Genomic DNA, 24,094 nt, shown 5'->3' on the forward strand with positions numbered 1-24,094 from the left:
AAGTTGCGGTAAGATAAAATACGTATAGAAAGGGTGACTCGACTCCATTATGAACCGTATTCAATCATATTTTAAAAGTATAGACACGACGCTATTGACCATCGTCTTCCTATTGATGATCATCAGCCTCGGTGCAATTTATACGGCACAACCGATGTTGCCGACCCGACTTCAACATATCAACTTCGCTCTTGAACAGGGAATTCGATACGTCATCGGCTTTTTCGCGATGTTTGCCATCATGACAATCGAGTACGAGCAGCTCCGAAAAATCCATTGGTACTTATATGCATTCGGTCTCCTTTTACTCGTCGGACTCATCCCGCTCCGCGACACGACACTCGTCCCGAACATCAACGGAGCGTATGGATGGTATAACGTACCGGGATTCAGTTTCCAACCGGCAGAGTTCATGAAGTTATTCCTTCTCATTTCAATGTCGACGATTGTATATGACCACAACAAGCGATACGGCTCGTCTCAACTCGACACGTGGCTGTTAGTCAAATTGGTGTTAGTCGCTATTCCACCGCTCGGTCTGATTGTAACGCAACCGGACTTAGGGACTGGACTCGTCTTGATGACGATGCTCGGCGCGATCATCATCGTCTCCGGTATCGGCTGGAAATGGTTACTCGGTCTGTTCAGCGCAGCTGCTCTGACCATCGGAACGTTCATGTATTTGTTCTTCTCTCATTTCGAAGTGCTACAGGCGTTCGTACCAGGTCACGCCCTGAACCGATTTCAGGCGTGGATTTATCCTTATGAGTATTCGGACGACTTGGCGTTCCAGCTGATCAAATCATTGCAGGCGATCGGGTCTGGTCAAATGTTCGGGGCAGGATATGGACAAGGACTCGTCTATCTACCGGAATCACAGACGGACTTCATCTTTGCCGTCATCGCCGAGCATTACGGGTTCATCGGCGCGGCGCTCGTGATCATCGTCTTCTTCTTATTCCTCTATCGGATGATTCATATCGCACTTGAATCAAGCAGCGCGTTCGGAAGTTACATCGTTACTGGCGTTATCGCCATGTTCACGTTCCAAGTCTTCCAAAACATCGGGATGACGATTGGTGTGTTGCCGATTACCGGACTCACCCTTCCGTTCGTCAGTTACGGAGGAACGGGGATCATCATGAACATGATTGCCATCGGTCTCGTCATGAACGTAGCCTCTAAATCAAAAACCTATATGTTTGATGACGATTGAAAAATCCCTTCAAGGCTTTTATGACCTTGAAGGGATTTTGTTATAGATATTGAAAATCTTCCGGGATTGGTGCTTCAATCATCACTTCTTTTCCTGTTATCGGATGAATAAAGCGCGCAGAGGCGCTGTGAAGGGCGTGACGTGACATTCGAGCCGCTCCCCCATACATCGAGTCCCCAATCAGCGGATGACCGATATGACGCAAATGAACGCGAATTTGATGGGTGCGTCCCGTCTCGAGTCGAATCGTCAACAATGAGTCGCCACCAAACTGCCGACAATCGACTATGTGTGTGACGGCTCGCTGCCCGTCTTCAGTAACGATTCGTTCCATGATGGAATTCTCGGCACGCCCAATCGGTGCATCGATCGTTTGGATGGGGACTTCCCCTTCCACAAGTGCCACATAAGAACGTGTGAGCGCATTGGCTTTCTGGAGTTCACTAAACCGATGGTGAATGAATCCGTACTTCGCAAATAAGACGACACCGCTCGTATCGCGATCGAGTCGATTGATCACATGAATCGCAGAGGTCAAACCGATTTGTCGATAGTAACCGAGTACGGCGTTTGCGAGTGTGTCGGCCGGATGCAGTCGTGATGGGATTGTCGCAATCCCAGCCGGTTTATCAACTGCCAGCACCGTCTCATCCTCATACAAAATGTGAATCGGTCTATCCGAGATGGCCATATCTGTCGAAGGAGACTCGGGTGGGAATCGTACGACTACTTCATCTCCTGGCTCGAGAACGTGCCGAACCGTACGATGGTTCCCGTTCACCTCGATTTCCCCTTCATGTTTTACGAGCGTGAGCATCTTTCGAGAGATTCCGAGGTCCTGCATTAAAAAGTCGCGCAGTGGAATAGCCTTCTCCACAACGCGACGAATGATAAATCCTTGCATTCGTTACTTTCCTTCCTCAATGAACGATTCGCGTACACGCCGCCAAAATGGGAACGGGCGGAAACGAGCGAACGTCACTTTTTCTTTTGCGACCGCGCAACGAATCGACACGACGTCTGACCAAGATAACGCTTCTTGATGGTCAAACGCCAATTCGAATTCCGTTTTCGTATGCGGTTTGATTTTCACTTGATGATGTTTCGGCAAGAGGAGCGGCGCGCCGATTGTCCGATAGACCAGATTATTGATAGAAGCCATTTCCGTCACTTGGATTGCTTCAATCGATGGATGGACAATTGCACCACCGAGCGCTTTGTTGTAGGCAGTCGAACCAGAAGGAGTCGAGATACACAGTCCATCACCACGGAACGTTTCAAAATAATCATCGCGGATCGACAAATCACAGACGAGCGTCCGCTTATAGTTTTTAATCGTACAATCGTTCATCGCCAATTGACGATCGGTCTTTCCGTTCTCGTAATCGATCAGTACTTCGACGAGCGGATACGAAACCGGTTCGAACGACTCACTCGTGATCATTTCCGTCAATTCATCTAATTCATCCGGTTGCCAATCCGCATAAAAACCGAGGTGTCCGGTATGGATGCCGACGAGAAGCGTTTCATCGAGACGGTCAATATACTTATGGAATGCCTGTAACATCGTCCCATCTCCACCGACTGATACGACGATGCGTGGCTCTTCCGATAACGTATGCCCAGCGGCTTCAAGTTTTTCAGTCAGTTCCTGGGCGATTTCCGCTGATCGCGCATCTCCCCTCGATACAATCGCAAACTGCATATCGATTTCCCCCTAGTCCTCGTCTGTTTTCACATTCATCTCTTTATCCCGAAACACTTGCTGCGCGTCTTGAATCTCGACACGGAGTTGGCTCATCTCTGCATCGAGAAGAAATGCCGCCTCAGCCGCACGTCTCAATCGTTCTTGTACTTCAAGAGGCATATCGCCATCATATTTATAATTTAAAGAATGCTCGATCGTAGCCCAAAAGTTCATCGCAAGAGTACGAATTTGTACTTCGACAAGTGTCGGAATCTCCCCATGAATCGTCTGGACCGGATATTCGATAATGACATGATAGGACCGATAGCCAGAATCTTTTTGATGTGTAATATAATTGCGTTCTTCCACTATTTTAAAATCTGTTCGACGATGAAGCAAATCCAATACGTGAACGATATCATCGACAAACTGACACATGATTCGTAATCCAGCAATATCTTGCATGTCGGTCGCCAGCTTATGATCCGCAATATTTTTTCGCTTTGCTTTTTCAAGAATGCTCCCGACCGGCTTGACCCGACCTGTGACAAATTCAATCGGAGAATGGTCATTTTGCGACTTGAATTGCTTACGAACGGCTTTTAACTTTACTTTCAACTCGTCTACCGCGATTTGATACGGTACTAAAAACTGATCCCAGTTCACTGATTGCATACGCTGTCACCACTTTCGTTCTTTTCCGGAAAAAACGCGTCCTTTCCGTATGTATCCGTTTGTATGGTATCATAAACGAACAATTGTTCATAGAATGGAGCGATGATTTATGACCCAAGAAGTGGAAATTGAATTTAAATCCATGTTAACAAAAGATGAGTATGAAAAACTGATTCAAGCCTACAAACTAGAAGATCGCGTCCGCTGGCAAGCAAACGATTATTTCGACACACCAACCTTCCAGCTAAAAAAACAAGGCGCAGCCCTTCGTATTCGTGAGAAGAAACATGGCCAGGTATTGACATTAAAACAACCGAACGAAGTCGGATTGCTTGAGACGCATGCCGCAATCACTGAAGAAGAAGCGGAAGACTTATTCAAGTACGGAATCATTCATGATGATCAAATGAAGCAAGCCCTCGCCCCGTTTCAACTGAATGCCGCACTCGAACACCTCGGACGCCTCGAGACAAATCGAGCCGAACATCAAACGGAAGATGGTCTTCTCGTTTTGGACGAAAGCCATTATTTGGAGACAACTGACTATGAAATAGAATTTGAAGTCACGAATGTAGAAGCGGGCAAACGTGCATTCGAACGACTGTTAGCAGAACACGGTCTTCCATACCGTCCCGCCAAAAATAAAATCGTTCGATTCATGGAATTAAAAATGAGTCGGTCTGAAGGTTGAGCAGATACATTGCCAACCTTTTTTTTTCGTTGCTACAATGAGTTTACAACATTAAATGAGTTTTTTGCCGAGAGGAGGCGACACAAATGGAACTTGAACAATGTAATGGGTCATCCTGTTCACTGGAAGAAACTCCTATTCAAGTAACGTATAAGCCATTGGAGTTATTCTATTTCATGGACATCTCGAGTCCTGAAAATTTTCACGTGATGACACTGATCAAAAAGTTAGAGATTGAATACGGACATGTGATTCGTTTCCGAATGGTCTCTACCGTTCCTAGCTGTGTTGGCGGATGTCAGGAAGAAGTTCGCCTTCTCACAATGATCAAAGCGCTAGAATTACAAGGGAAACGTCATGCGATGCGTTTTTTACGTCATTTGCATGTGAATGATTTATTCTCTGGTAAACAGTTAGGCTCAATTGATTTATGGGAAATCGCACGGTCTTTCGAAGAGTACGGTCTTGATTTGGATGAACTTGAAGCCGATCTTCAATCGAACCAGCTCTTGAATGCTTTAGCAGTCGATCATCAAGTGCTGAAAGATTGGGAGATTGAGTCATTGCCCGCTCTTACGTTCGTGACGCGCGATGAAGCATTGAAGATTGAAGGGGTCTATCCGTACGACGTGTATCAATCGGTCATGACCGAGTTGCTCGGTTATGCCCCGAGTCGTACGACTGACTGGGATGTAGCCAAAGTGTTGGCTCGTTATGACGCGTCGACGATTACTGAACTATCGTATATTCTAGACTTAGATAAAACTGTGATTGAACGCGAACTGAAGAAGCTCTCCTTGCAGCAACGCTGCCGCCCTGTACCGGGATGTAGCGGTGAGGCATGGGCGCAAACGAAATAAAAAAGAACCCCACGGCCGGGGAGCCGTGGGGTTTTTGACGTCTCAAGCGGGGACAAGAGCCGTCGTACCTTGAGGCCCGGGGAAGGCCTACAAGATGGGAGAAAGTTTACGGTCAATAAAGGGGTTTGTGATTGATTTCACACTTATAATATACCGAGTCCCTCTTCATCTGACAACTAGTTTGTGTACATTGTCACATATTGTTCACGAGAACAATAATGATTCCATTTCATCGAGCACCGCTTCGAACTGATCAAGCGCTTTAAGGACTGGTTCTTTCGTCGTCATATCGACACCTGCCGCTTTCAAGACCTCGATTGAGTAGTCGCTAGACCCAGCTTTGAGGAAGTTATCGATGTAACGACGTACGGCCGGCTCTCCCTCTTCCATGATCTGTTGCGACAACGCTGCCGATGCTGAGATTCCCGTCGCATATTGATAGACATAGTAGTTGTAATAGAAGTGCGGGATACGCGCCCATTCATATGAAATCTCTTCATCGATGACGATCTCTTCTCCGAAGTAGCGTTTGTTCAACTCTAAGTACGTCTCATTCAAATATTCAGGTGTGAGCGAGACGCCTTCTTGAGCAGCCTTGTGAATCATATGCTCAAACTCAGCAAACATCGTTTGACGGAACAACGTCCCACGGAATGTTTCGAGTTGATTGTTCAACAAGTAGAGACGTTCTTCTTTTGCCGTCCGTGTTTTCAATAAATGGTCGTTCAATAACGCTTCGTTTGTCGTCGACGCGACTTCTGCTACAAAGATTGAATAGTCGCCATACGGATACGGCTGTGACGTACGCGTGTAATGGCTATGCACCGAGTGACCGAACTCATGCGCGAGCGTGAACAAGTTGTTGACGTTGTCCTGCCAGTTCATAAGGATGAACGGTTGAGTATCATATGCTCCTGATGAATATGCCCCGCTCCGTTTACCGCGTGTCTCTCGTACGTCGACCCAACGTGAATCGAGACCGTCTTTGACGATTTGAACGTACTCTTCTCCGAGTGGTGCCAAACCATCAACCATCAACTGTTTCGCTTCCTCGTACGATACCTTCATCTCTACATCTTTGACGAGTGGTGTATATAAATCATACATGTGCAACTCATCCAATCCGAGCGCGCGTTTCCGCAATGCGACATATCGATGTAGTAAATCAAGACGCTCGTTGACCGCTTCGACCAGACCGTCATACACAGACTCTGGAATCGCATTGTGGTGAAGGGCTGCCTGTCGGGCACTCTCGAACTTGCGGACAGTCGCATAAAAGTTATCTTTTTTCACACTGCCTGAAAGCGTAGAGGCAAACGTGTTCAAATATTGTCCATATGTCCCGTACATCGCTTTAAAGGCGTTCTCACGGACACTTCGTTCACTTGATTCGAGGAACGTGATGTAACGACCGTGCGTCAATTCGACCTCTTCCCCTTTTTCGTTCTTCACTTTCGGGAATTTCAAATCCGCGTTATTAAGCATACCGAACGTCGAACTCGATTGCCCGAGCACGTCTCCAGCTTGCGCAAGGATCGCTTCCTCCGCTTCCGTCAGTACGTGTGGACGTTCTTGCGCCAATTCATCGAACGCATGACGATACACGCGAAGTGACTCGTGTTGTTCCATAAAGGCTTCAATTTGAGCTTCATCGATTGAAAGAAGCTCTGGTGTCATGAATGCGAGTTGGGCGGAAATGTGCGAGGCGAGTGAGCCTGCACGGTCATTCAATGCCTGATAATGACTGTTCGCCGTATCTTCGTCGTAACGCATGTGCGCGTACGTATACAGCTTATGTAACTTACGAGAAAGCTCATCACGGAGTTGTAACGCTTCGTATAACGTTTCTGCCGATTCACCGAGTTTTCCTTTAAATCCGATCAAAGCCGGTACCTGCTCCTTCAATGCTTGAAAATCTGCTTCCCATGCTTGGTCGTTACTGTAGATCGTCTCTAAGTTCCACGTCTCTTCGACTGGAACCTGTTGTCGTGTCAATACTTCTGACATACGTTCACTCCCTTTTCTGATTGGTTCGTCGATTGTAACATCAATCGCTGAAGTCCTTGAAACAATCGTGTATCGTGACGTCTCGCCTCTTCATAGGTGATTGGAAGCACCCAAGTCGTGACATCACACGATAGACGACATGCATTCAAGAGTTGTTTCCATTGTACATGAAATGACTGGGAAAAGTCGCTTGTCGGTGTCACTCCGAACTGGCGGCACGTCTTTTGAATGCTCCACTCCACCGAATCATTCGGTGACTCATAGCGATTTAAATAGAGGACGATTTGAAACTCAATCGGATGGATGTGTATTCCCCAAAGTGACGCGAGCGGAAGATAGCAGGCGGTCGGTAACAAAGCGGGAATCACCCCCAAAGGGTACAGCCGATTTAACATGAGACGTCGATTCTTTGGAGATGGATAGATTGGCGACATTCGTTTTCGTCGAATCATCTCCGTCCATTCCAATGCATTGAACCGATAATATGCTTCATAGGGGGAGGTAATCACTGAAGACGAGACTTCCCAATTTCCAATTCCATACTTGAGTGAGATGGGAAACCCATTGAAACGAACCACCTGTCCATTTTTCACTGTCATCAACCGGTGTCGCCGAGATAGTTCGAGGCGCATCCACGGTTGAAACGATTGGTTCATCTTTAAATCGAGACCACTCGCGATCCAAATCACATCCAGACCTGCTCGTTTGTAATCGTTCGTTCGTGCGATATATTCCTCCGGTCGCAATGGAGATGCCTGAATCTCAAACACGGTTGGATTCTCATCCATGTTCGTAAGAATGTCGGCCCGCCGATTCTTAATCGTCACTTCTTGGTCGACAGGGTATCCTCTTTCTTGAAGCCATTGGCACACTGCCCATTTATCCTGATGGTGCGTAACGGATTCTGCTCTCCCACACGTATGGATGTGGGCGAAATGTAGCCGACGTTTCGCTCCTTGCTTTAGAATCAACATTTCCTGGCACGTCGGACATCGAAAAGGAGCAAGCTGCTCCGCCTGCATCCGATTTAGAGTAAAGGAATCAACGATATCCCCTTCTCGACCGATCGCAAACCGCATCTTGCTCCCCCCTTATAGTAGTGGTGAAAACATTCTGGCCAATGATTCTACGAGTTTTATAAAGAATGAGCGCTTCGCAAACTCTTCTAATACAAGTTCGTGAGACCCTTCGAAATCATGATATAAGTCTTGTTTCAACTGATGGACCGAATTCGTGTTGTACAGGAGAGCATTCACTTCGAAGTTCAAATGGAAGCTACGAAAATCCATGTTCGCTGTCCCAATCGTGGCAAGTCCGTCATCGACGACGATGACTTTTGAATGCATGAACCCTTCTTCGTACAAATAAATCTTTACCCCTGCCAACAGTAACTCCTCATAATAGGAACGACTCGCATAAAAGACGATTTTATGGTCAGGATAGCTCGGTAAGACGATCCGAACATCGATGCCCGATAGAGATGCTGTCTTCAAAGCACTCATAATGTCCTCATCAGGAATCAGATACGGGGAGGAAATATAGACGGACTTTTTCGCAGCATTGATCAACGAGAAATAAATCGATTTCATCGTCTCGTACGGTTCATCAGGTCCGCTGGCAACGATTTGGACACCTCCGCTCGCACTTCTTACCGTTTCGAGCGGTTCTAAATAGAATGGCGTGAACAGCCGTTCTCCCGTCATATAGTACCAGTCTTGTAAAAAGATCAACTGTAACTCGGATACCCCTTCTCCTCTGACATACAGGTGGGTGTCGCGCCAAAAACCAAATTTAGAGTGTTCGCCTAAATACTCATCCCCTACGTTCAATCCTCCAGTGAACGCCTCTGTCCCGTCGATGACGACAATTTTCCGATGGTTTCGATAGTTCGTCTTACTCGACACGAGCGGAAGGACGACTGGAAAGAACGCCTGCACTTGGACGCCAGCTTGCTTCATCTCCTCGAAAAACGTACTGCTCGTATGAATGGAACCGACGGCATCGTATAAGAATCGAACCTCGACCCCTTTTTTGGCCTTCTCGATTAATATGCGCTGAATTTCCCGAGAAATACGGTCTTCCCGAAAAATGTAATACTCTAGGTGGATGTGCCGTGTCGCACCTTTCAGAGCGGGCAATAACTTCGAGAATTTTTCACGTCCGTTCGTCAAAATCTGCGTATACGTATTCGAAGAGACAGGCAATTGGTTCAACGAAGAGGTGAGATGCATCAACTTCTCATAATCGTCATGCGCAAACATCAGTGACGGAGATAGCGTCATCGCTTTTTGCCGGTAAGCCAAGTACGTCTCTTCGTCGAGCATCGCCTTTTCTTTGAACATCCGCTTACGACGATAGTTCTGACCGAACACAAAGTACGCAAATAGCCCGATGACAGGAAAGCCAATCATGACAATCGCCCAGATCAACGTGCGTTGCGGGTTGCGATTTTCAAGCAAAATCACAAGCAAAATACTGAACGTTGTCAAAAAGACGAGAATCGAGAAGAGCCCGATCACTTGTGAGCTCCAGTAATACGATAATATCGCAATGAGTCCTGCGAGCAAAATAAGGGAAAAGAGTACTTGTATGCGTCGCAACATATTATAACCTGACCTCGTTTCTGTCATGTATTATCATTAATTATACATCGTAACGCCATTTTTTTGAGGGGAGCGAATGAATTATGGGGACTTTTCTAATCACAGGTGCGACAAGCGGGATTGGGCGCGCCGTCGCCTTACAGTTAACCGAGAATGGGCATCGTGTCATCGGAATCGGTCGTGATGAGACACGGGGGGCTTCTCTCGAATCAGATTCGAACGGATTGGCCACGTTCATCCGGTGCGATCTCCATTCAGCGGAAGACATCGATCATCTCTTTGGACACTTAAAGGAACAAGGGGTGACGTTACATGGTCTTTTCAACAACGCCGCAACATTTGGTAGACCCGGTACACCGGAGCGTTTGACTCAAGACTCATACATTGAAGTGTTTGACGTCAACCTCTATGCACTGAACACCGTCACACAACGTGCCATCCCTTTGTTTGCTCAAGGCGCGAGTGTCGTCAACAACGCCGCCATCGTCGGACACGTCAAATTCCCACCTATGCTTGCTCATTATGCCGCCTCGAAAGCCGCCGTGGTTGCCTTGACGAAAACGTTCGCACATCGGATGAAAGGAAAGGTTCGATTCAATGCCGTCTGTTTCGGTCCGGTCGATACACCGCTCAGTCATAAACTATACGGTGGAGAAGCAAAATTCAAAGAGGCAATGTCCCATCATTTCCGGGGACATGCCGCCCTACCGGAAGAAGTGGCGCCTGTCGTCGAGTTTTTGTTAACCGATGCCTCAACCTATATAAATGGGCAAGCCATTACGGTCGATGGCGGATATACGCTCTCTTGAACAGAGACCACCTCTTCTTTTGAAAAGGTGGTCTCCTGTCATGTCGTCATCTTTTTAGCTCGCCCTATTTTATTGCGTAAATAGTTCTGTTCTTTCAAATGAAGACGTTCCCAATCAATCACATCTTCAAAATAATCAATCATCTCATCAAATGTCGAATCCAGCGTCTCATGCGCCTGGAGACGCGCCATTCGAATCGCCTCGAACACGGACCCCATCACAAAGATGTCTTTACTCGCGTAAGTCTGCATCGGCGATAGCGATTCAAAAAGAATCGTCTCGAGCGTTTTTCGCTTCACATGCCAATCGGATTTCCCGTTCGAGTATAGAAAATCTCCATCCGGCAGTTCGCAGAGCTCCCGTAAAATATCCCCGATGTAATGAATCGCATGAATCGCCGTATTCGGGTCATTGATCCCTGGAGAGATTCCACGTAACGCAATCTCACTCAACTTTTCAATCGCAAATGAAGGGTCTTGCATCGAGGACCGCACTTCACCGATCTCAAATAGCTCGATGTCCGGGGCATCCTCACCTTTCCAAAATCCGAGTAAATCCCCTTTTGCGACAAATTCACCTACGGCTACGACCGATTCAAAGTCTGTTTCATGATCTCCCTGCTTCTCTCTTAAAAATAAGCGGATATACCCCGTCTGCGGCGCCCGTACCGCTTGACCTTCAAACGAATGAACAGAACGTGGTAATACGAGATTCACGTCATCTGACTCGATGGCGTCTTTTTGCTCACTGATTACCGATAGTGCTTCTTTATGTAACGCGGATAACAAACGTTCTGCCTGGATCGAGACACTGATCGTCTGAATGAACTTGACGAACGCCCAAATCGAGCCAATGACTAAGAGCACACTGATTCCTGAAGACAATACGACGCCATCATCTGCCGTTCGGACGAGGAATAAGTTCGAAATCCCGTACACGGTCGTCATAATGAAGAGACCAAGCGTATGCTTAGCCGACGTGTTCGTCAAAAAGTTATTGATTGTCCGTGGAGAAAACTGAGAAGAATACGTCGTCAACACGACAAGGATTGTCGAAAAACTAAACGTCATCATCGTCATGAGACTTGTGAACGTCGAAGACAGTACGGACGCCGCCGAGTCCAAGTCTAAATAAATAAAGTCCGGTAGTAAATCTCGGAAAAATTCACCGAACAGTTGTGTCAACGCTGTTAACACGATGCCACCCATCCCATATAAGAATGGAACGAACCATGCACTATCATCAAGTAGTAGTCGAATTCGCCTCACCATACCAACACCTCTTTACCATTGATTTGAAAAAATCGCCTGTCCGTCTGAACAGGCGATTGATCATTTAGAAGTAATGACGCACTTTCGCGAAGACGTCGCCATCGAGAATGAGTTTACCATACTCTTCAAGCATCGGTTGCGTCTGTGTACTAAATGTTAAATATTCTGCTAGAAGACTGAGTGCGTTCTCTTCGTCTTCAGGCTCCATTTCATCCGGGAAATCAATCCACAAGTAGTAACGGTCTTGATAATGATATAGTTTCAAATCAAGATCACTGAACGTTTCACCTGCACGCTTACTCAGTGAAATGATCGCTTCGAAATCATCTGTTTCCATTGCGAGTGGCGCCCAAGCATCTGCTTCCGCTTCGAGTTCATCCAACTCACTCAATTGATCGAGTACCGATTGTTGATCTCGTGCTTCATCAATTGCTGAACGAAGAAGCGAACCGAGTTCAGAATCGTCTTCCGTATCCATCACATTTTTCGCAATTGTCACGGTCACTTCTAGACCTTTTTCAAAAGCTTGGACTTGAATCCACAGTGGACCATCAAACGAGATGTCTTCACGTTCGTGAGCCTCGTCCATCATCTGCCAGAACAGCTGCTCGCCACGTTCTCGGTTGTACCAAATTTCATCACGTGCGAAGCCACGTTTTTCAATGTCCACATATGTGATGAAAAATTTGACGGTATTGTCATTGATGCGCTCAATTTTCACGATTGTCCACTCCCTTCTCACCTCGCTCCCATTTCACATAAGGAGGAGAGGGGAAATTGTCTTGTTATCTTTGTACCCTTTTTGACATCGTTCAATCTAGATGACGGGTTATAACTTTATTTTATAGGAAATAATCGATAATAAAAAGCACACTGCTTAGACAGTATGCTCTCATTCATTCACAAGTCGCTGTGCTTCTTGCAATTGGAACGTTCGAACCTTCCGTGGCAAGAATCGACGAATCTCATCCTCGTTGTATCCGACCTGTAGTCGTTTTTCATCAATCAAAATCGGACGACGTAGTAAGCCCGGATATTCTTGAATCAAATCATACAATTGTTGAAGCGATAACGCATCAACGGATACATCGATTTTTGAAAAGACTTTAGAACGAGTTGAAATAATCTCATCCGTTCCATCTTCTGTCATGCGTAAGATCTGCTTAATCTCATTTAGTGAGAGCGGTTCTGAAAATATGTTTCGTTCTGTAAACGGGATATCGTGTTCTTCGAGCCAAGCTCGTGCCTTTCGGCAAGATGTGCAGCTTGGAGACGTATAAAGTGTGACCATTTTTCTTCCTCCCTGATCGAGTATGCGTCCATCTTTTTAAGTGACTCTATCTGTATACCCAAATTCGCATCCACTTAATTATAATAATTCTTAATTATTAAAACTTCAATGATATTCTTTATCATTCAGATATGAAAAGAGGGCGCATTCGGTGAATGCGACCTTGAATGACCCATCTCAAGATGCCGGGAACCGAGACACTGGTTGAGACACCGTCTCTTTCCCTGGCTTGACTTGCAAGTCTTTCAACTTTTTCTTCAACACTTCTTTCAAAAGTCGTTTTTTCTCTCGTAGAACTTTGTCACGTTCTTTCATGGCCTCTCACCCCCGTACAGCGTAAGCAACCGACCGAGCATTACCGATTCTGAAAATCTTGAACTTGCACTAATCTACAAGTAAATTATAGCACATTTGTTTGTGAAATGTGAATCATTCTTACGAGTTCATCATTTCTTTACACGGATATTATTTGCATTACATACAAAAAACCTGTATAGTTTATAGAAATAACCTTTTTCTATTCAAGGAGGAGAGCGATGATGAGAATCACATTAGAAACCATCATGGGACATCCGGTAACCCAAAAATATTTAACTCGATCAGGCTTAAAACATGCTGTAGACGTTTGTGAGCGCGCTCTCGAAATGGCAACGAAACGTGGTCTCGATACAGATCTAGCGACGAAAGCTGCGCTACTTCATGATATCGGTCACTATGAATGGTATACAGAAGGCAAATGGAATTATGACTTATATCGTCAGAACGATATTCATGCAATCAAAGGTGCGGAGCGGGCGCATAAATTACTCATTCGTCTCGGGGAAGACCCTGCCCGTGCTAAAGAGATTTCTGTTATGATTCTTTTGCATACCGATTCCTATTTACCACCAAGCCGAATTCAACGGACCCCGCTTCAACAGCTCGTTCATGACGCCGATACGTTCGTAGAGCAACCAGGTGGTCTGCATCATTATGAGACAATGGAGATTGAAGATGCGCTAGCACGCGTCCGTCAAATCGATGCCATCGTTGAACGCCTCTCGAATTTGCCGCGTATTTCAAACGGATAACCTGTCACCTATTCCAATAGGTGACTATTTTTTTGCGCTAAAAAAAACCCTGACTTCATTTAGAAGTCAGGGCCATCGCATTAAACGAGTTGTGCTTTGTATGCTTCGTACTCTTCGTCCGTGAGCGAGACATAGTGTCCTGGCTCGACTTCGCGAAGTGGTGGGATACTCGAATCTTCATCTGAACGTCCGACTGGACCTTTCGAAGTTGACTCGTATACGATCCGTTTACGTGTACGTTCATGCTCCGGATCCGGAAGCGGAATCGCTGAAAGAAGCGATTTCGTGTACGCATGAATTGGGTTCTCATAAAGGCGATCTGCTGTCGCAAGCTCTACGAGGTGACCTTGATACATAACACCGATACGGTCAGAGATGTATTTAACCATCGACAAGTCGTGGGCGATGAACAAATACGTCAAATCGCGATCGCGTTGCAATTCTTTCATCAAGTTGACGACCTGCGCTTGAATCGAAACGTCAAGTGCAGAAATCGGCTCATCGGCGATGATGAAGTCTGGTTCAACCGCAAGGGCACGGGCAATCCCGATACGCTGACGTTGTCCACCCGAGAATTCGTGTGGGTAACGGCTCGCGTGCTCTTTCGTCAAACCAACCGTTTCAAGAAGGTCATACACACGGTTCATACGATCTTCTTTCGTCTTCGCAAGACCGTGAATATCAATCCCTTCTGCGATGATATCCGCAACCGTCATACGCGGGTTAAGCGATGCGTATGGATCTTGGAAAATCATTTGCATAGCACGGTTGAATTTCAACTTGTCAGCTTTTGATTTTTTACCGTGGACGTTTTCGCCTTTGAACACAACGTCGCCGTCAGTCGCGTCATAAAGACCGATGATTGTACGTCCTGTCGTAGACTTCCCACAGCCAGACTCTCCTACGAGTCCGAGCACTTCACCTTTGAAAATATCAAACGAGATTCCGTCGACCGCTTTGACAACGCGGCCACGGCCAATTTTAAAGTGCTGCTTCAGGTTTTTTACTTCGAGTAATTTCTCGCGTTCCATTATTCAGCACCACCTTTCGTAAACGATTTTGCGAACGCACTGTCCGGACGATACTTGAGAGCGAGTTCACGAATCGCACGTGGCGGACTAACCACTGGTGCTTGTGGGTGTAATAACCAACTAGAAGCAAAGTGTGTATCACTCACCTGGAACATCGGTGGCTCTTTCTCAAAATCAATCTTCATCGCGTATGGGTTACGCGGTGCGAATGCATCCCCTTTTGGAGGATCGAGCAAGTTTGGAGGCGTACCCGGGATTGCCGGTAACGCTTCGTTACGGTCATCTGTCGGACGCGGCATCGAACCAAGAAGTCCCCATGTGTACGGGTGACGTGGCTCGTAGAAGATTTCATCAACCGTTCCTTTTTCAACTAGACGACCTGCATACATAACAGCAACACGGTCAGCCATGTTCGCAACAACGCCAAGGTCGTGCGTGATGAAGATAATCGCTGTACCTGTTTTTTGCTGAATGTCTTTTAATAGTTCAAGAATTTGCGCTTGAATCGTAACATCAAGTGCTGTTGTCGGTTCATCGGCAATCAACACTTTCGGGTTACATGCGAGTGCGATCGCGATAACGATACGCTGACGCATCCCACCAGAGAGTTGGTGTGGGTACTGTTTCAAACGCGCTTCTGGGTTTGGAATCCCTACAAGTGTCAACAATTCGAGAGTACGCTTCTTCGCATCCTCACCTGTCAATCCTTGGTGCTGTTTCAACCCTTCTGCGATTTGTTTGTAAATCGTCATTGTCGGGTTAAGTGATGTCATCGGGTCTTGGAAAATCATTGCGATATCGCGACCACGAATTTTAAGCATTTCTTTTTCCGAAAGTTTCGCCAAGTCTTTCCCTTCGAACATGATTTCTCCGTTCGTGATTTCACCTGGAGGGTTCGGAATGAGACGCATAATCGCCTTCGAAGTAACGGATTTACCTGAACCCGATTCTCCTACGATGGCGAGCGTCTCGCCTTTTTTCAAATCAAACGATACGCCACGAACGGCTTGAACCGTTCCTGCATATGTGTGGAACGAGACCTCTAAGTCTCGGACTGATAAAATCGTTTCCATGCACGAGTCCCCCTCTTTCTTTTTTATTTACGCATTTTCGGATCGAACGCATCACGCAAGCCATCGGCAAGCAAGTTGAAGCTGACCATGAGCAAGACGATGATGACCGACGGGATAATAAGAAGGAACGGGAATGTCCGTAGTTCTTTGTATCCATCGTTGATCAACGTACCAAGTGATGCCTGTGGCGGTTGAAGCCCGATCCCGATAAAGCTGAGGAATGCCTCGAAGAAGATGGCAGATGGAATCGTGAACATGAGCGTGATGATAATCGCACCCAATGTGTTTGGAATCAAGTGTTTGAAAATCAATCGCGTACTAGATGCACCAAGTGTGCGAGCTGCCAAGACAAACTCTTGGTTTTTGAGTTTCAAAATCTGACCACGAACGAGTCGACTCATCCCGATCCAACCAGTGATGGCCATGGCGAGGATGATGGTGAAGACACCAGGGTCAAAGATTAAGATGAACAAGATGATTAAGATCAAGTTAGGTACACCTGTCAAAATCTCAACAATACGTTGCATGATGTTATCCGTACGTCCACCGAAGTAAGCTGAGACACCACCGTATGCGACACCAATCAATGTATCGATGATGGCCGCAACGAAACCGATGAAGAGGGAAATACGTGTCCCTTCCCAAATACGTGACCAAAGATCACGACCGAGGTAGTCCGTACCGAACCAGAAGTTCTCTTCTACGTTCTTTTGTTCATAGAAGTCGATATCGCGACCACCGAGTGTCGCCATCCCATCAAAACCAGCCCATTCAAGACCTGTGACTTTTGGCGGAAGTTTCGCTTGTGAAATGTTTTGTTCATACGCATCACGAGCCGATAACATAGGTCCGAACAATGCAAGTGCAACGAGAATTAAAATAATTGATAGCGAGATGATGGCCGCTTTGTTTTTCTTTAGGCGCATCCATGCATCTTGCCAGAAGTTTAAACTTTTCCCAGCGATTCGTTCACCAAGCTGTTCATTCATCTCAACAGGTGTGAACATGTCTTGGTCGAACTGTTCGTAATTCTTTTTGTTTTCAATCATCAGTTATTCCCCCCAAGACGAATACGTGGGTCAACAACCCCATAGAGCAAGTCGACAAGCAAAATGATAATAATGAACAATCCTGAGAAGAACAATGTCGTTCCCATGATGACAGAGTAGTCGTTCAACGTGATTGACGTGACGAACAATTCACCGAGTCCTGGTACAGCGAAGATTTTCTCGATAACGAATGTACCCGTTAAGAGTCCAGCTGTCATCGGTCCAAGGATGGTGATGGCAGGAATCATCGCGTTACGAACCATGTGTTTCCACACGATGGCGTTACCCGTCAACCCTTTCGCTTTCGCAAGCGTGACGTAGTCTTGTCCGGTAACCTCTAACATCTCGGTTCGGACGAAACGGGCAATCGCTGCCGTGACACCGAGTGACAATGAGATTGTTGGTAAGACTGTATGTGCTGGTGTTTCCCAGAATGCAACTGGAAGCAACTGCAATTTAACTCCGACATAGTACTGAAGGAGGGCTGCAAAAACGAACGATGGGACAGAAATCCCGATTACCGATACGAACATTGAACCATAGTCAATGACCGTATTGTGACGAATCGCCGCAACAACACCTAACAATACGCCTACAAGAGTTCCGAGAACTAATGCCTGGAGCCCTAATTGTGCCGAAGGACCAATTCGTTCCATAATCAATTCAGTTACTGGACGGTTCGCCGTACGGAATGAAACGCCAAGGTCACCTTGGAGCATGTTTCCGATGTACGTCGCATAACGGACCGGAAGCGGATCGTTGAGTCCGTAGCGGTCATTCAATAATTGAATTTGTGATTCTGTCAGTTTTTCCTGGTTCTGATACGGTGAACCTGGGAGCAGGTCCATCAGGAAGAACGTGAACGTGGCAATCAAGAAGAACGTGATGAGGCCGTAAGTCAGCCGTTGTAGGATATAACGTCCCATGAATAAAAACCCCCTGTTTTTTCTAATTCTTTCTACTACTTGCACCAACAGCTTCACTATGACATATGACCTATTTTTCAAATTCACAAAATGAAAGGAATATTCTGAAAGAATAGCGTATACGTCATCTCAAGGCTCTTAGCACAGCGGCTGAAAACAAAGAATATTCTTTTCAGAGATTATTCTGAATTTTCACTGTTACTACATTATACTTTACCAACAAAACATTTGAACAGTATTTTCTCTTACTTCGGTAGAATTTTTTAGAAAATCGGGGACATGCGGTTCGCATGCCCCCTCATCCCATTACTTGATATCAACGTATTTGTACTGGTAGTCAGCACCGAACAATTGACGGTTAAAGTTTTCGATGTTTGGACGAATCAAGTACGCCACACCGGCTTGATAAATCGGCATGATCGCTTGGTCTTGTTCGATTAAGAGAGCTTCAGCTTCTTTGAACAAGTCATAACGTGCATCGATGTTTGTTTCAGCAGACGCTTCATCAATCAACTGGTCATATTCAGATGACGCATAGTTAATGTCATTTTGTCCGTTGTCTGATGTGAAGATACCAAGGTTCGTAAGTGGATCTTGGTAGTCAGGTCCCCAAAGTGCGAATGACATTTGGTAGTCACCGTTTGCTTCACGCTCAAGTTTGTTGTTGAAAGGTTGTTGAGCGATTTCAACCGTTACGTTCGGCAAGTTCGACTCAATTTGACCTTTCATATACTCAGAGATTTGTTTTGAAACTTCGCTATCGAACGAGAGGAGTTCGATTGTTGTCGCTTCTCCGCCTGTTGCTTCTTCCCAAAGTGAAGCAGCTTCGTCAGCGTTTGTTTGGAAGTACTCAACACCCTCTGTGTAATCCGTACCGTCTTCATATTTGATGAAGTCTTTTGGAATGAATGATGTTGTTGCAATTGAACCATTGTTCAAGAGTTGGTCGATGATTCCAGTTGGATCGACCGCACGTGCGATTGCTTTACGTGCATTCACATCAGAGAAGATTTCATCTTCGTGGTTGAATTTGAAATATCCGACAGCAGAACGAAGACCTGTGTTGTAATCTTCATCTTCTTGGAAAGCAGCAACTTGTTCTGATGCGAGACCTGCATAGTCAACATCGCCAGCTTCATACAAGTTTACGACTGTAGATGTTTCTTTTACGACGCGAACATCAACGGCTTCAAGCGCGACGTTGTCTTTATCCCAGTACGTGTCGTTCTTTGTTAAGACATAACCTTGTTCACGATCCCACTCTGACCATGTAAATGGTCCGTTGTAGAGAAGGTTTTCAGGGTTCGTTGAGAAATCTTCGCCTTTCTCTGTCGCGAATGCTTCATTGATTGGTGTGAATGTACCGAATGAAGTAAGTGAAAGGAATGATGGGTCTGGACGCTCGAGTGTGACTTCGAGTGTTTTCTCATCGATTGCTTTAACGCCAAGCTCTTCTTTCGGTGTGTCACCTGTGTTGATCGCTTCAGCGTTTTTAATTGTGTTCATGATGTATGCATACTGTGAACCTGTTGCAGGGTCGACAGCGCGTTGCCATGCATAAACGAAATCGTTGGCTGTAACTGGCTCTCCGTTTGACCATTCAGCATCACGAAGTGTGAATGTGTAAACAGTCTCATCTTCATTTACTTCTGGTTCGCCTTCAGCGAGAGCTGGTACGGCATTTCCATCTTTATCAAGACGGTAAAGACCTTCCATTGTGTTGGCGATCAAGTTGAATGCGACCGCGTCTGTAGCAAGAGCCGGATCGGCTGTTGTGATGTCTGACGTATCCGTCAAACGAAGAACTTTTTCTCCGTTTGAAGAAGAACCGCCGCCATCAGAGTCTCCGCCTGTCGAACAAGCCGCGAGTACTGAACCGAGTGCCAAGATGATCGTCATCATGAGCAGAATCGATTTTTTCTTCATTGCGATTTCCCCTTTCGTTTTAAAAGCTAGCCATTCGTCGAATGAACATCTTACTTTTTCTTTAATTTTCTGAATATTTCATAAAGTATTCGACGAAAGAACGTTAGGGCTATTGTAAGAAATTTTTAATCAAACTGTCAACTACATAATAAAACGCTACCATACCACTCGAATTTCATACTCGCATTCTCCCCCATCTTCCTAGTATCATAGAAGAAACGCGGAACGGTTGCTCGTTCCCTTTATGGCGTGAAAGGAGATTACATCGTTGAAAAAGTTTCGAAATATATTGATTGTTTGGGGGATTGTCACAATCCTGTACACCGTTTGGTCGATTTTTTCATATTTCCGAAGCGAATCTTTCCTGTTTCATTTGAGCGGCGGTCTATTCGTTTCCGGAATTCTCACTTTTGCGATCGGGATGTTCTCACATATGAGTGCGACTGGATTGTTCGATGGGATCATGTATGGTTTCAAGCGAAGTCGGCGTGCAAAGCTCAAAGAAATCGATGCGGATTATGAAGAGGATGAAGAAGAGGATCCTGAAGATCGACAACTCCGTAAGCAATCGGCTTGGAACTGGGTGTTCGTTGGTGTCGGAAGTATCGCTCTTTCCTTTCTCGTCGCTTTGATTTAATCTTTTCGGAAGCGACGACCTATGCTAAACTAGATTCAGAATAAGAACACTTGGATGAAGACAAGTAATTCAAATCATCTTTTCCTCAGAGAGTCTACGGTGCTGCGAGTAGATGAAAAGACTTGAATGAATGGACTTCGGAGTGGCTCGCTTGAACATGAGGAGTATGGCGAGACGGTTCACGCCCGTTACAGCGTTCAAGTGGCATATTTTATGCAAATTTGGGTGGCACCGCGGTTATTCGTCCCGATTTATTCGGACGGACGACTGCGGTTTTTTTATATTCTTCGGAGGTGTATACACATGGCAACGATTTTTTCGGGAATCAAACCGACCGGCGTCGTAACGCTCGGGAACTATTTAGGCGCGATGAAACAATTCGTCGATCTTCAAGATGATAACAATGCGTATTATTGCATCGTCGATTTGCATTCCATCACCGTACAACTCGACCGTGTCGAGTTAATGAACAACACGCGAAAACTAGCGGCACTTTATCTCGCTTCTGGTCTCGACCCTGAGAAAGCGACAATCTTCGTTCAATCTGAAGTGAAAGCGCACGCTCAACTCGGATGGATGTTAACATGCATCGCGGGAATGGGTGAGCTCGGTCGCATGACACAATATAAAGATAAATCGCAGGGAAATGAAAATGTTGGAGCCGGATTGTTCGTTTATCCAACACTAATGGCATCTGACATTTTGTTATACAATACGGAACTCGTTCCTGTCGGAGATGACCAAAAACAACATATCGAATTGACTCGTGATTTGGCGGAACGGTTCAATAAACGTTACTACGAGACGTTCACGATGCCTGAACCACTCATTCAAAAAGAAGGCGCACGCATCATGTCTCTCACGAATCCCGTGAAAAAAATGTCAAAATCCGACACAAACACCAAAGGATACATTTCAATGCTCGACGAGCCGAATGTCATCCGCAAGAAGATCAAGAGTGCCGTAACCGATTCGAGTGGCGTCATCTCGTTTGACCGTGAGAACAAACCAGGGATTTCGAACTTGTTAGAAATTTACTCGCTATCGACAGGTACATCAATCGATGACCTCGTCAAGCAATACGAAAATTCAAATTACGGTACATTTAAACAAGATGTGGCAGAAGCGGTCGTCGCCTTGCTCGAACCGATTCAAGCCCGTTATCATGAATTGATTGATTCTCCAGAACTCGATGAGATTCTCGATGCAGGTCGAGCCAAGGCTGAAGCCGTCGCGAATAAAAATCTCGCGAAGATCGAAAAAGCGATGGGTCTCAGTCGTAAACGTGCCAAAATTAAAAAATAAGCTTATATCAACAGAACTCTCCATGCGAGAGTTCTTTTTTTGTATAAATAATTGCATAAAAAAGAGAGACAGGCGTCCCTGTCTCTCTTGTAAGCGTGAATTAAAATTATTCTTTACCTTCGATTGAAGCCCACTTGTAAGAGTAGTCCGCACCGAATGCGTGCTCAACGATACCTTTAACATATGGCTTCGTGAGACGAGCTGATCCACGTTGGTAAACTGGTGAGATGACGCTCTCTTCAAGAACGATCTTCTCAGCATCTTGCATTTGCTTCCAACGCTCAGCTGGATCTGTGCTTGCTTTCGCATCAGCGATGAGTTTATCGAACTCTTCGTTCGACCACTTACCACGGTTGTATGGTCCGTCTGTGACGAAGAGGTCAATGAATGTCATTGGATCTTGGTAGTCAGGACCCCAACCAGCGAATGTGAACTCAAACTCTCCTTTGTTCTCAAGGTCAAGTTTGTTGTTGAACGGTTGTTGCTTGATTGAAACGCTCATACCTGGAAGGTTCTTCTCAAGTTCACCTTTGATGAACTCACCGATTTGCTTCGCAGACTCTGAGTCATAGTTGAGGAGTTCAAGCTCAACTGTATCCGTTCCGAGCTCAGAAAGACCTTCTTCCCAAAGCTTTTGAGCTTCTTCCACGTTGTATCCACCGATGTCGCCATTTCCTTCACGGAAGTCTTTCCCGTCTGGACCTGTTACGAAATCTTTTGGTACAAAGTAGTTTGCAGGGATTGAACCGTTCGCAAGAAGTGTTTCTGAGATTGCAGCTTTATCGTATGCGCGATCAATCGCGTTACGGATTTTTTGGTTGTCAAGCGCTTCCACAGCAGTGTTGAACTGAAGGTAGAAGAGTGTTGGCTCAACGACAGTTGAGAAGTCTTCGTTATCTTGATATTGAGCAACGAGCTCAGAAGTCAAGCCTGTGCGGTCAACGTCACCGTTTTCATACAAGTTAACACCTGTTGAAACTTCTTTAACGACTTTAACGTTGATTTCTTCAAGTTTAACTGTGTCAGCATCCCAATAGTCTTCGTTCTTGACCATTTTCCAGCCTTGCTCGCGCTCCCAGCTGTCGAGTTTGAACGGTCCGTTGTAGAGAGTTGTCTCTGCAGATGTACCGAAGTTCTCGCCTTGCTCTGTATCGAATGACTCAAGTTTTGGCATGAACACGCCGAAGCTTGTCAATCCGAGGAAGTAGTCAGCTGGAGCTTTCAATTTAACTTCAAGTGTTTGATCGTCGAGTGCTTTAACGCCTACTGCATCGCGTTCGCCTTCGCCAGTGTTATACTCGTCAGCACCTTCAATTGGTGACATAACGTATGCATATTGTGAAGCGTTATCTGGGTTGAGTACTTCTTTCCAAGCGTATTCGAAGTCGTTCGCTGTGACAGGCTCCCCGTTTGACCAAGTAGCGCCTTCACGGATTTTGAACGTGTACGTTTTTCCGTCTTCTGAAACTTCGTGAGATTCAGCCATACCTGGAGTTGGCTCATCGTTCTCGTCCATGCGGTAGAGACCTTCGTTAACGTTGTTTAAAACGTTGAACGATACAGCGTCCGTTGCGAGTGTTGGGTTAAGTGAAGGAATGTCTGAACCGTCGAGCAAGTTGAGGACTTGCGCTTCGTCTGCAGAACCTTCCGAACCTGATCCATTTGAAGACCCTGTGTCTTCATCCCCTGTCGAACATGCAGCTAGGAAAGCACTTGAAAGAAGTGTAACCGAAGATGCTAAAGCAAAACCTTTTTTCTTATTCATTGCGATGACCCCCTGATTTTTTCGTTTTAACGAAGTGAATGATGGTAGAAAATTCAGTCATTTCTTCTGACAGTATTTGTTACCAAAATCCCGTTGATGCAATAATACAATATTCTGATAATTTTGCAAAGTGTTTATTTTGATTTTTCTAAAAAATTTTCTCTATAGTCAAAAAGCCCGCCTAGAGCGGCGGGCCTTTAGC

General features: G+C 45.8%; 23 protein-coding genes and 1 other annotated feature. Of the genes, 7 read left to right on the forward strand and 16 right to left on the reverse strand.

Annotated elements, in window-relative coordinates; translation table 11 throughout:
* The first annotated feature begins 49 nt into the window (after positions 1–49).
* A complete protein-coding gene (locus ACQKD4_RS08795) occupies positions 50–1,216 on the forward strand; it encodes an FtsW/RodA/SpoVE family cell cycle protein (protein ID WP_271305054.1) in 1,167 nt (388 codons plus the stop codon).
* Between the two features lie 40 nt (positions 1,217–1,256).
* On the opposite strand, the gene ACQKD4_RS08800 is transcribed toward ACQKD4_RS08795, so the two are convergent.
* From ACQKD4_RS08800 to ACQKD4_RS08810, 3 genes are read right to left on the reverse strand one after another with little or no spacing between them, the layout of a single operon-like run.
* Entirely contained in the window at positions 1,257–2,120 is an 864-nt protein-coding gene (locus tag ACQKD4_RS08800) for an RluA family pseudouridine synthase (RefSeq protein ID WP_427373058.1), read from the reverse strand.
* Between the two features lie 3 nt (positions 2,121–2,123).
* A complete protein-coding gene (locus ACQKD4_RS08805; protein WP_214695497.1) occupies positions 2,124–2,921 on the reverse strand; it encodes an NAD kinase in 798 nt (265 codons plus the stop codon).
* 12 nt (positions 2,922–2,933) lie between these two features.
* A complete protein-coding gene (locus tag ACQKD4_RS08810) occupies positions 2,934–3,578 on the reverse strand; it encodes a GTP pyrophosphokinase (protein WP_427373059.1) in 645 nt (214 codons plus the stop codon).
* A gap of 109 nt (positions 3,579–3,687) precedes the next feature.
* On the opposite strand from ACQKD4_RS08810, the gene ACQKD4_RS08815 reads away from it, so the two are divergent.
* Both ACQKD4_RS08815 and ACQKD4_RS08820 read left to right on the forward strand, forming a co-directional pair.
* Positions 3,688–4,269, forward strand: coding sequence for a CYTH domain-containing protein (locus tag ACQKD4_RS08815; protein ID WP_427373060.1), 582 nt, complete (start codon positions 3,688–3,690; stop codon positions 4,267–4,269).
* An 86-nt stretch (positions 4,270–4,355) separates the two neighbouring features.
* A complete protein-coding gene (locus ACQKD4_RS08820) occupies positions 4,356–5,129 on the forward strand; it encodes a DsbA family protein (protein ID WP_214695491.1) in 774 nt (257 codons plus the stop codon).
* Between the two features lie 204 nt (positions 5,130–5,333).
* On the opposite strand, the gene pepF is transcribed toward ACQKD4_RS08820, so the two are convergent.
* The 3 genes from pepF to cls are packed head-to-tail and all read right to left on the reverse strand — an operon-like array spanning position 5,334 to position 9,739.
* On the reverse strand, positions 5,334–7,136 hold the full coding sequence (gene pepF / locus ACQKD4_RS08825; protein ID WP_427373061.1) for an oligoendopeptidase F: 1,803 nt from the start codon (positions 7,134–7,136) through the stop codon (positions 5,334–5,336).
* On the reverse strand, positions 7,121–8,215 hold the full coding sequence (locus tag ACQKD4_RS08830) for a competence protein CoiA (RefSeq protein WP_427373062.1): 1,095 nt from the start codon (positions 8,213–8,215) through the stop codon (positions 7,121–7,123). Before ACQKD4_RS08830 ends, pepF begins: the two co-directional genes overlap by 16 nt.
* A gap of 12 nt (positions 8,216–8,227) precedes the next feature.
* A complete protein-coding gene (gene cls / locus ACQKD4_RS08835; protein WP_214695480.1) occupies positions 8,228–9,739 on the reverse strand; it encodes a cardiolipin synthase in 1,512 nt (503 codons plus the stop codon).
* An 83-nt stretch (positions 9,740–9,822) separates the two neighbouring features.
* On the opposite strand from cls, the gene ACQKD4_RS08840 reads away from it, so the two are divergent.
* Complete coding sequence (locus ACQKD4_RS08840; RefSeq protein WP_427373063.1) at positions 9,823–10,548, forward strand: SDR family NAD(P)-dependent oxidoreductase; 726 nt, start codon at positions 9,823–9,825, stop codon at positions 10,546–10,548.
* 38 nt (positions 10,549–10,586) lie between these two features.
* Here ACQKD4_RS08840 and ACQKD4_RS08845 read toward each other — a convergent pair whose 3' ends face one another.
* From ACQKD4_RS08845 to ACQKD4_RS08860, 4 genes are all read right to left on the reverse strand, one after another.
* Positions 10,587–11,819 carry a DUF2254 domain-containing protein gene (locus ACQKD4_RS08845; RefSeq protein WP_274664950.1) on the reverse strand — a complete coding sequence of 411 codons (1,233 nt, stop codon included), beginning with the start codon at positions 11,817–11,819 and terminating at the stop codon, positions 10,587–10,589.
* A 64-nt stretch (positions 11,820–11,883) separates the two neighbouring features.
* Complete coding sequence (gene mecA, locus ACQKD4_RS08850; RefSeq protein ID WP_274664951.1) at positions 11,884–12,540, reverse strand: adaptor protein MecA; 657 nt, start codon at positions 12,538–12,540, stop codon at positions 11,884–11,886.
* A 171-nt stretch (positions 12,541–12,711) separates the two neighbouring features.
* A complete protein-coding gene (gene spxA, locus ACQKD4_RS08855; protein WP_015881217.1) occupies positions 12,712–13,110 on the reverse strand; it encodes a transcriptional regulator SpxA in 399 nt (132 codons plus the stop codon).
* Positions 13,111–13,287: 177 nt separating this feature from the next.
* Positions 13,288–13,425 carry a hypothetical protein gene (locus tag ACQKD4_RS08860; protein WP_214695472.1) on the reverse strand — a complete coding sequence of 46 codons (138 nt, stop codon included), beginning with the start codon at positions 13,423–13,425 and terminating at the stop codon, positions 13,288–13,290.
* 221 nt (positions 13,426–13,646) lie between these two features.
* Between ACQKD4_RS08860 and ACQKD4_RS08865 the strand changes: the two genes are divergently transcribed.
* On the forward strand, positions 13,647–14,180 hold the full coding sequence (locus ACQKD4_RS08865; RefSeq protein WP_074035089.1) for an HD domain-containing protein: 534 nt from the start codon (positions 13,647–13,649) through the stop codon (positions 14,178–14,180).
* Between the two features lie 80 nt (positions 14,181–14,260).
* On the opposite strand, the gene ACQKD4_RS08870 is transcribed toward ACQKD4_RS08865, so the two are convergent.
* The 5 genes from ACQKD4_RS08870 to ACQKD4_RS08890 form a co-directional block, all read right to left on the reverse strand.
* Complete coding sequence (locus ACQKD4_RS08870) at positions 14,261–15,211, reverse strand: ABC transporter ATP-binding protein (protein WP_074035095.1); 951 nt, start codon at positions 15,209–15,211, stop codon at positions 14,261–14,263.
* The gene (locus ACQKD4_RS08875; protein ID WP_214785235.1) at positions 15,211–16,284 is read right to left on the reverse strand and encodes an ABC transporter ATP-binding protein; all 1,074 of its coding nucleotides are present in this window, start codon (positions 16,282–16,284) and stop codon (positions 15,211–15,213) included. Before ACQKD4_RS08875 ends, ACQKD4_RS08870 begins: the two co-directional genes overlap by 1 nt.
* 23 nt (positions 16,285–16,307) lie before the next feature.
* Positions 16,308–17,333, reverse strand: a complete 1,026-nt coding sequence (opp3C, locus tag ACQKD4_RS08880) for an oligopeptide ABC transporter permease (RefSeq protein ID WP_412093968.1) — start codon at positions 17,331–17,333, stop codon at positions 16,308–16,310.
* Positions 17,333–18,259 carry an oligopeptide ABC transporter permease gene (gene opp3b / locus ACQKD4_RS08885; RefSeq protein ID WP_214695468.1) on the reverse strand — a complete coding sequence of 309 codons (927 nt, stop codon included), beginning with the start codon at positions 18,257–18,259 and terminating at the stop codon, positions 17,333–17,335. Before opp3b ends, opp3C begins: the two co-directional genes overlap by 1 nt.
* 306 nt (positions 18,260–18,565) lie before the next feature.
* Positions 18,566–20,185, reverse strand: coding sequence for a peptide ABC transporter substrate-binding protein (locus ACQKD4_RS08890; protein ID WP_214695466.1), 1,620 nt, complete (start codon positions 20,183–20,185; stop codon positions 18,566–18,568).
* 268 nt (positions 20,186–20,453) lie between these two features.
* Here ACQKD4_RS08890 and ACQKD4_RS08895 point away from each other — a divergent pair, with 268 nt between their 5' ends.
* Together ACQKD4_RS08895 and trpS are read left to right on the forward strand one after the other, a co-directional pair.
* Positions 20,454–20,822 carry a DUF3899 domain-containing protein gene (locus ACQKD4_RS08895; RefSeq protein ID WP_427373064.1) on the forward strand — a complete coding sequence of 123 codons (369 nt, stop codon included), beginning with the start codon at positions 20,454–20,456 and terminating at the stop codon, positions 20,820–20,822.
* A gap of 42 nt (positions 20,823–20,864) precedes the next feature.
* Positions 20,865–21,074, forward strand: a binding site (T-box leader).
* 51 nt (positions 21,075–21,125) lie between these two features.
* The gene (gene trpS, locus ACQKD4_RS08900) at positions 21,126–22,127 is read left to right on the forward strand and encodes a tryptophan--tRNA ligase (RefSeq protein ID WP_427373065.1); all 1,002 of its coding nucleotides are present in this window, start codon (positions 21,126–21,128) and stop codon (positions 22,125–22,127) included.
* A 106-nt stretch (positions 22,128–22,233) separates the two neighbouring features.
* Here trpS and ACQKD4_RS08905 read toward each other — a convergent pair whose 3' ends face one another.
* Positions 22,234–23,892, reverse strand: coding sequence for a peptide ABC transporter substrate-binding protein (locus ACQKD4_RS08905; RefSeq protein WP_427373066.1), 1,659 nt, complete (start codon positions 23,890–23,892; stop codon positions 22,234–22,236).
* Positions 23,893–24,094: the final 202 nt, after the last annotated feature.

The organism is Exiguobacterium sp. NPDC077395, assembly GCF_050269125.1.
Lineage (GTDB): Bacteria > Bacillota > Bacilli > Exiguobacteriales > Exiguobacteriaceae > Exiguobacterium > Exiguobacterium aestuarii_A.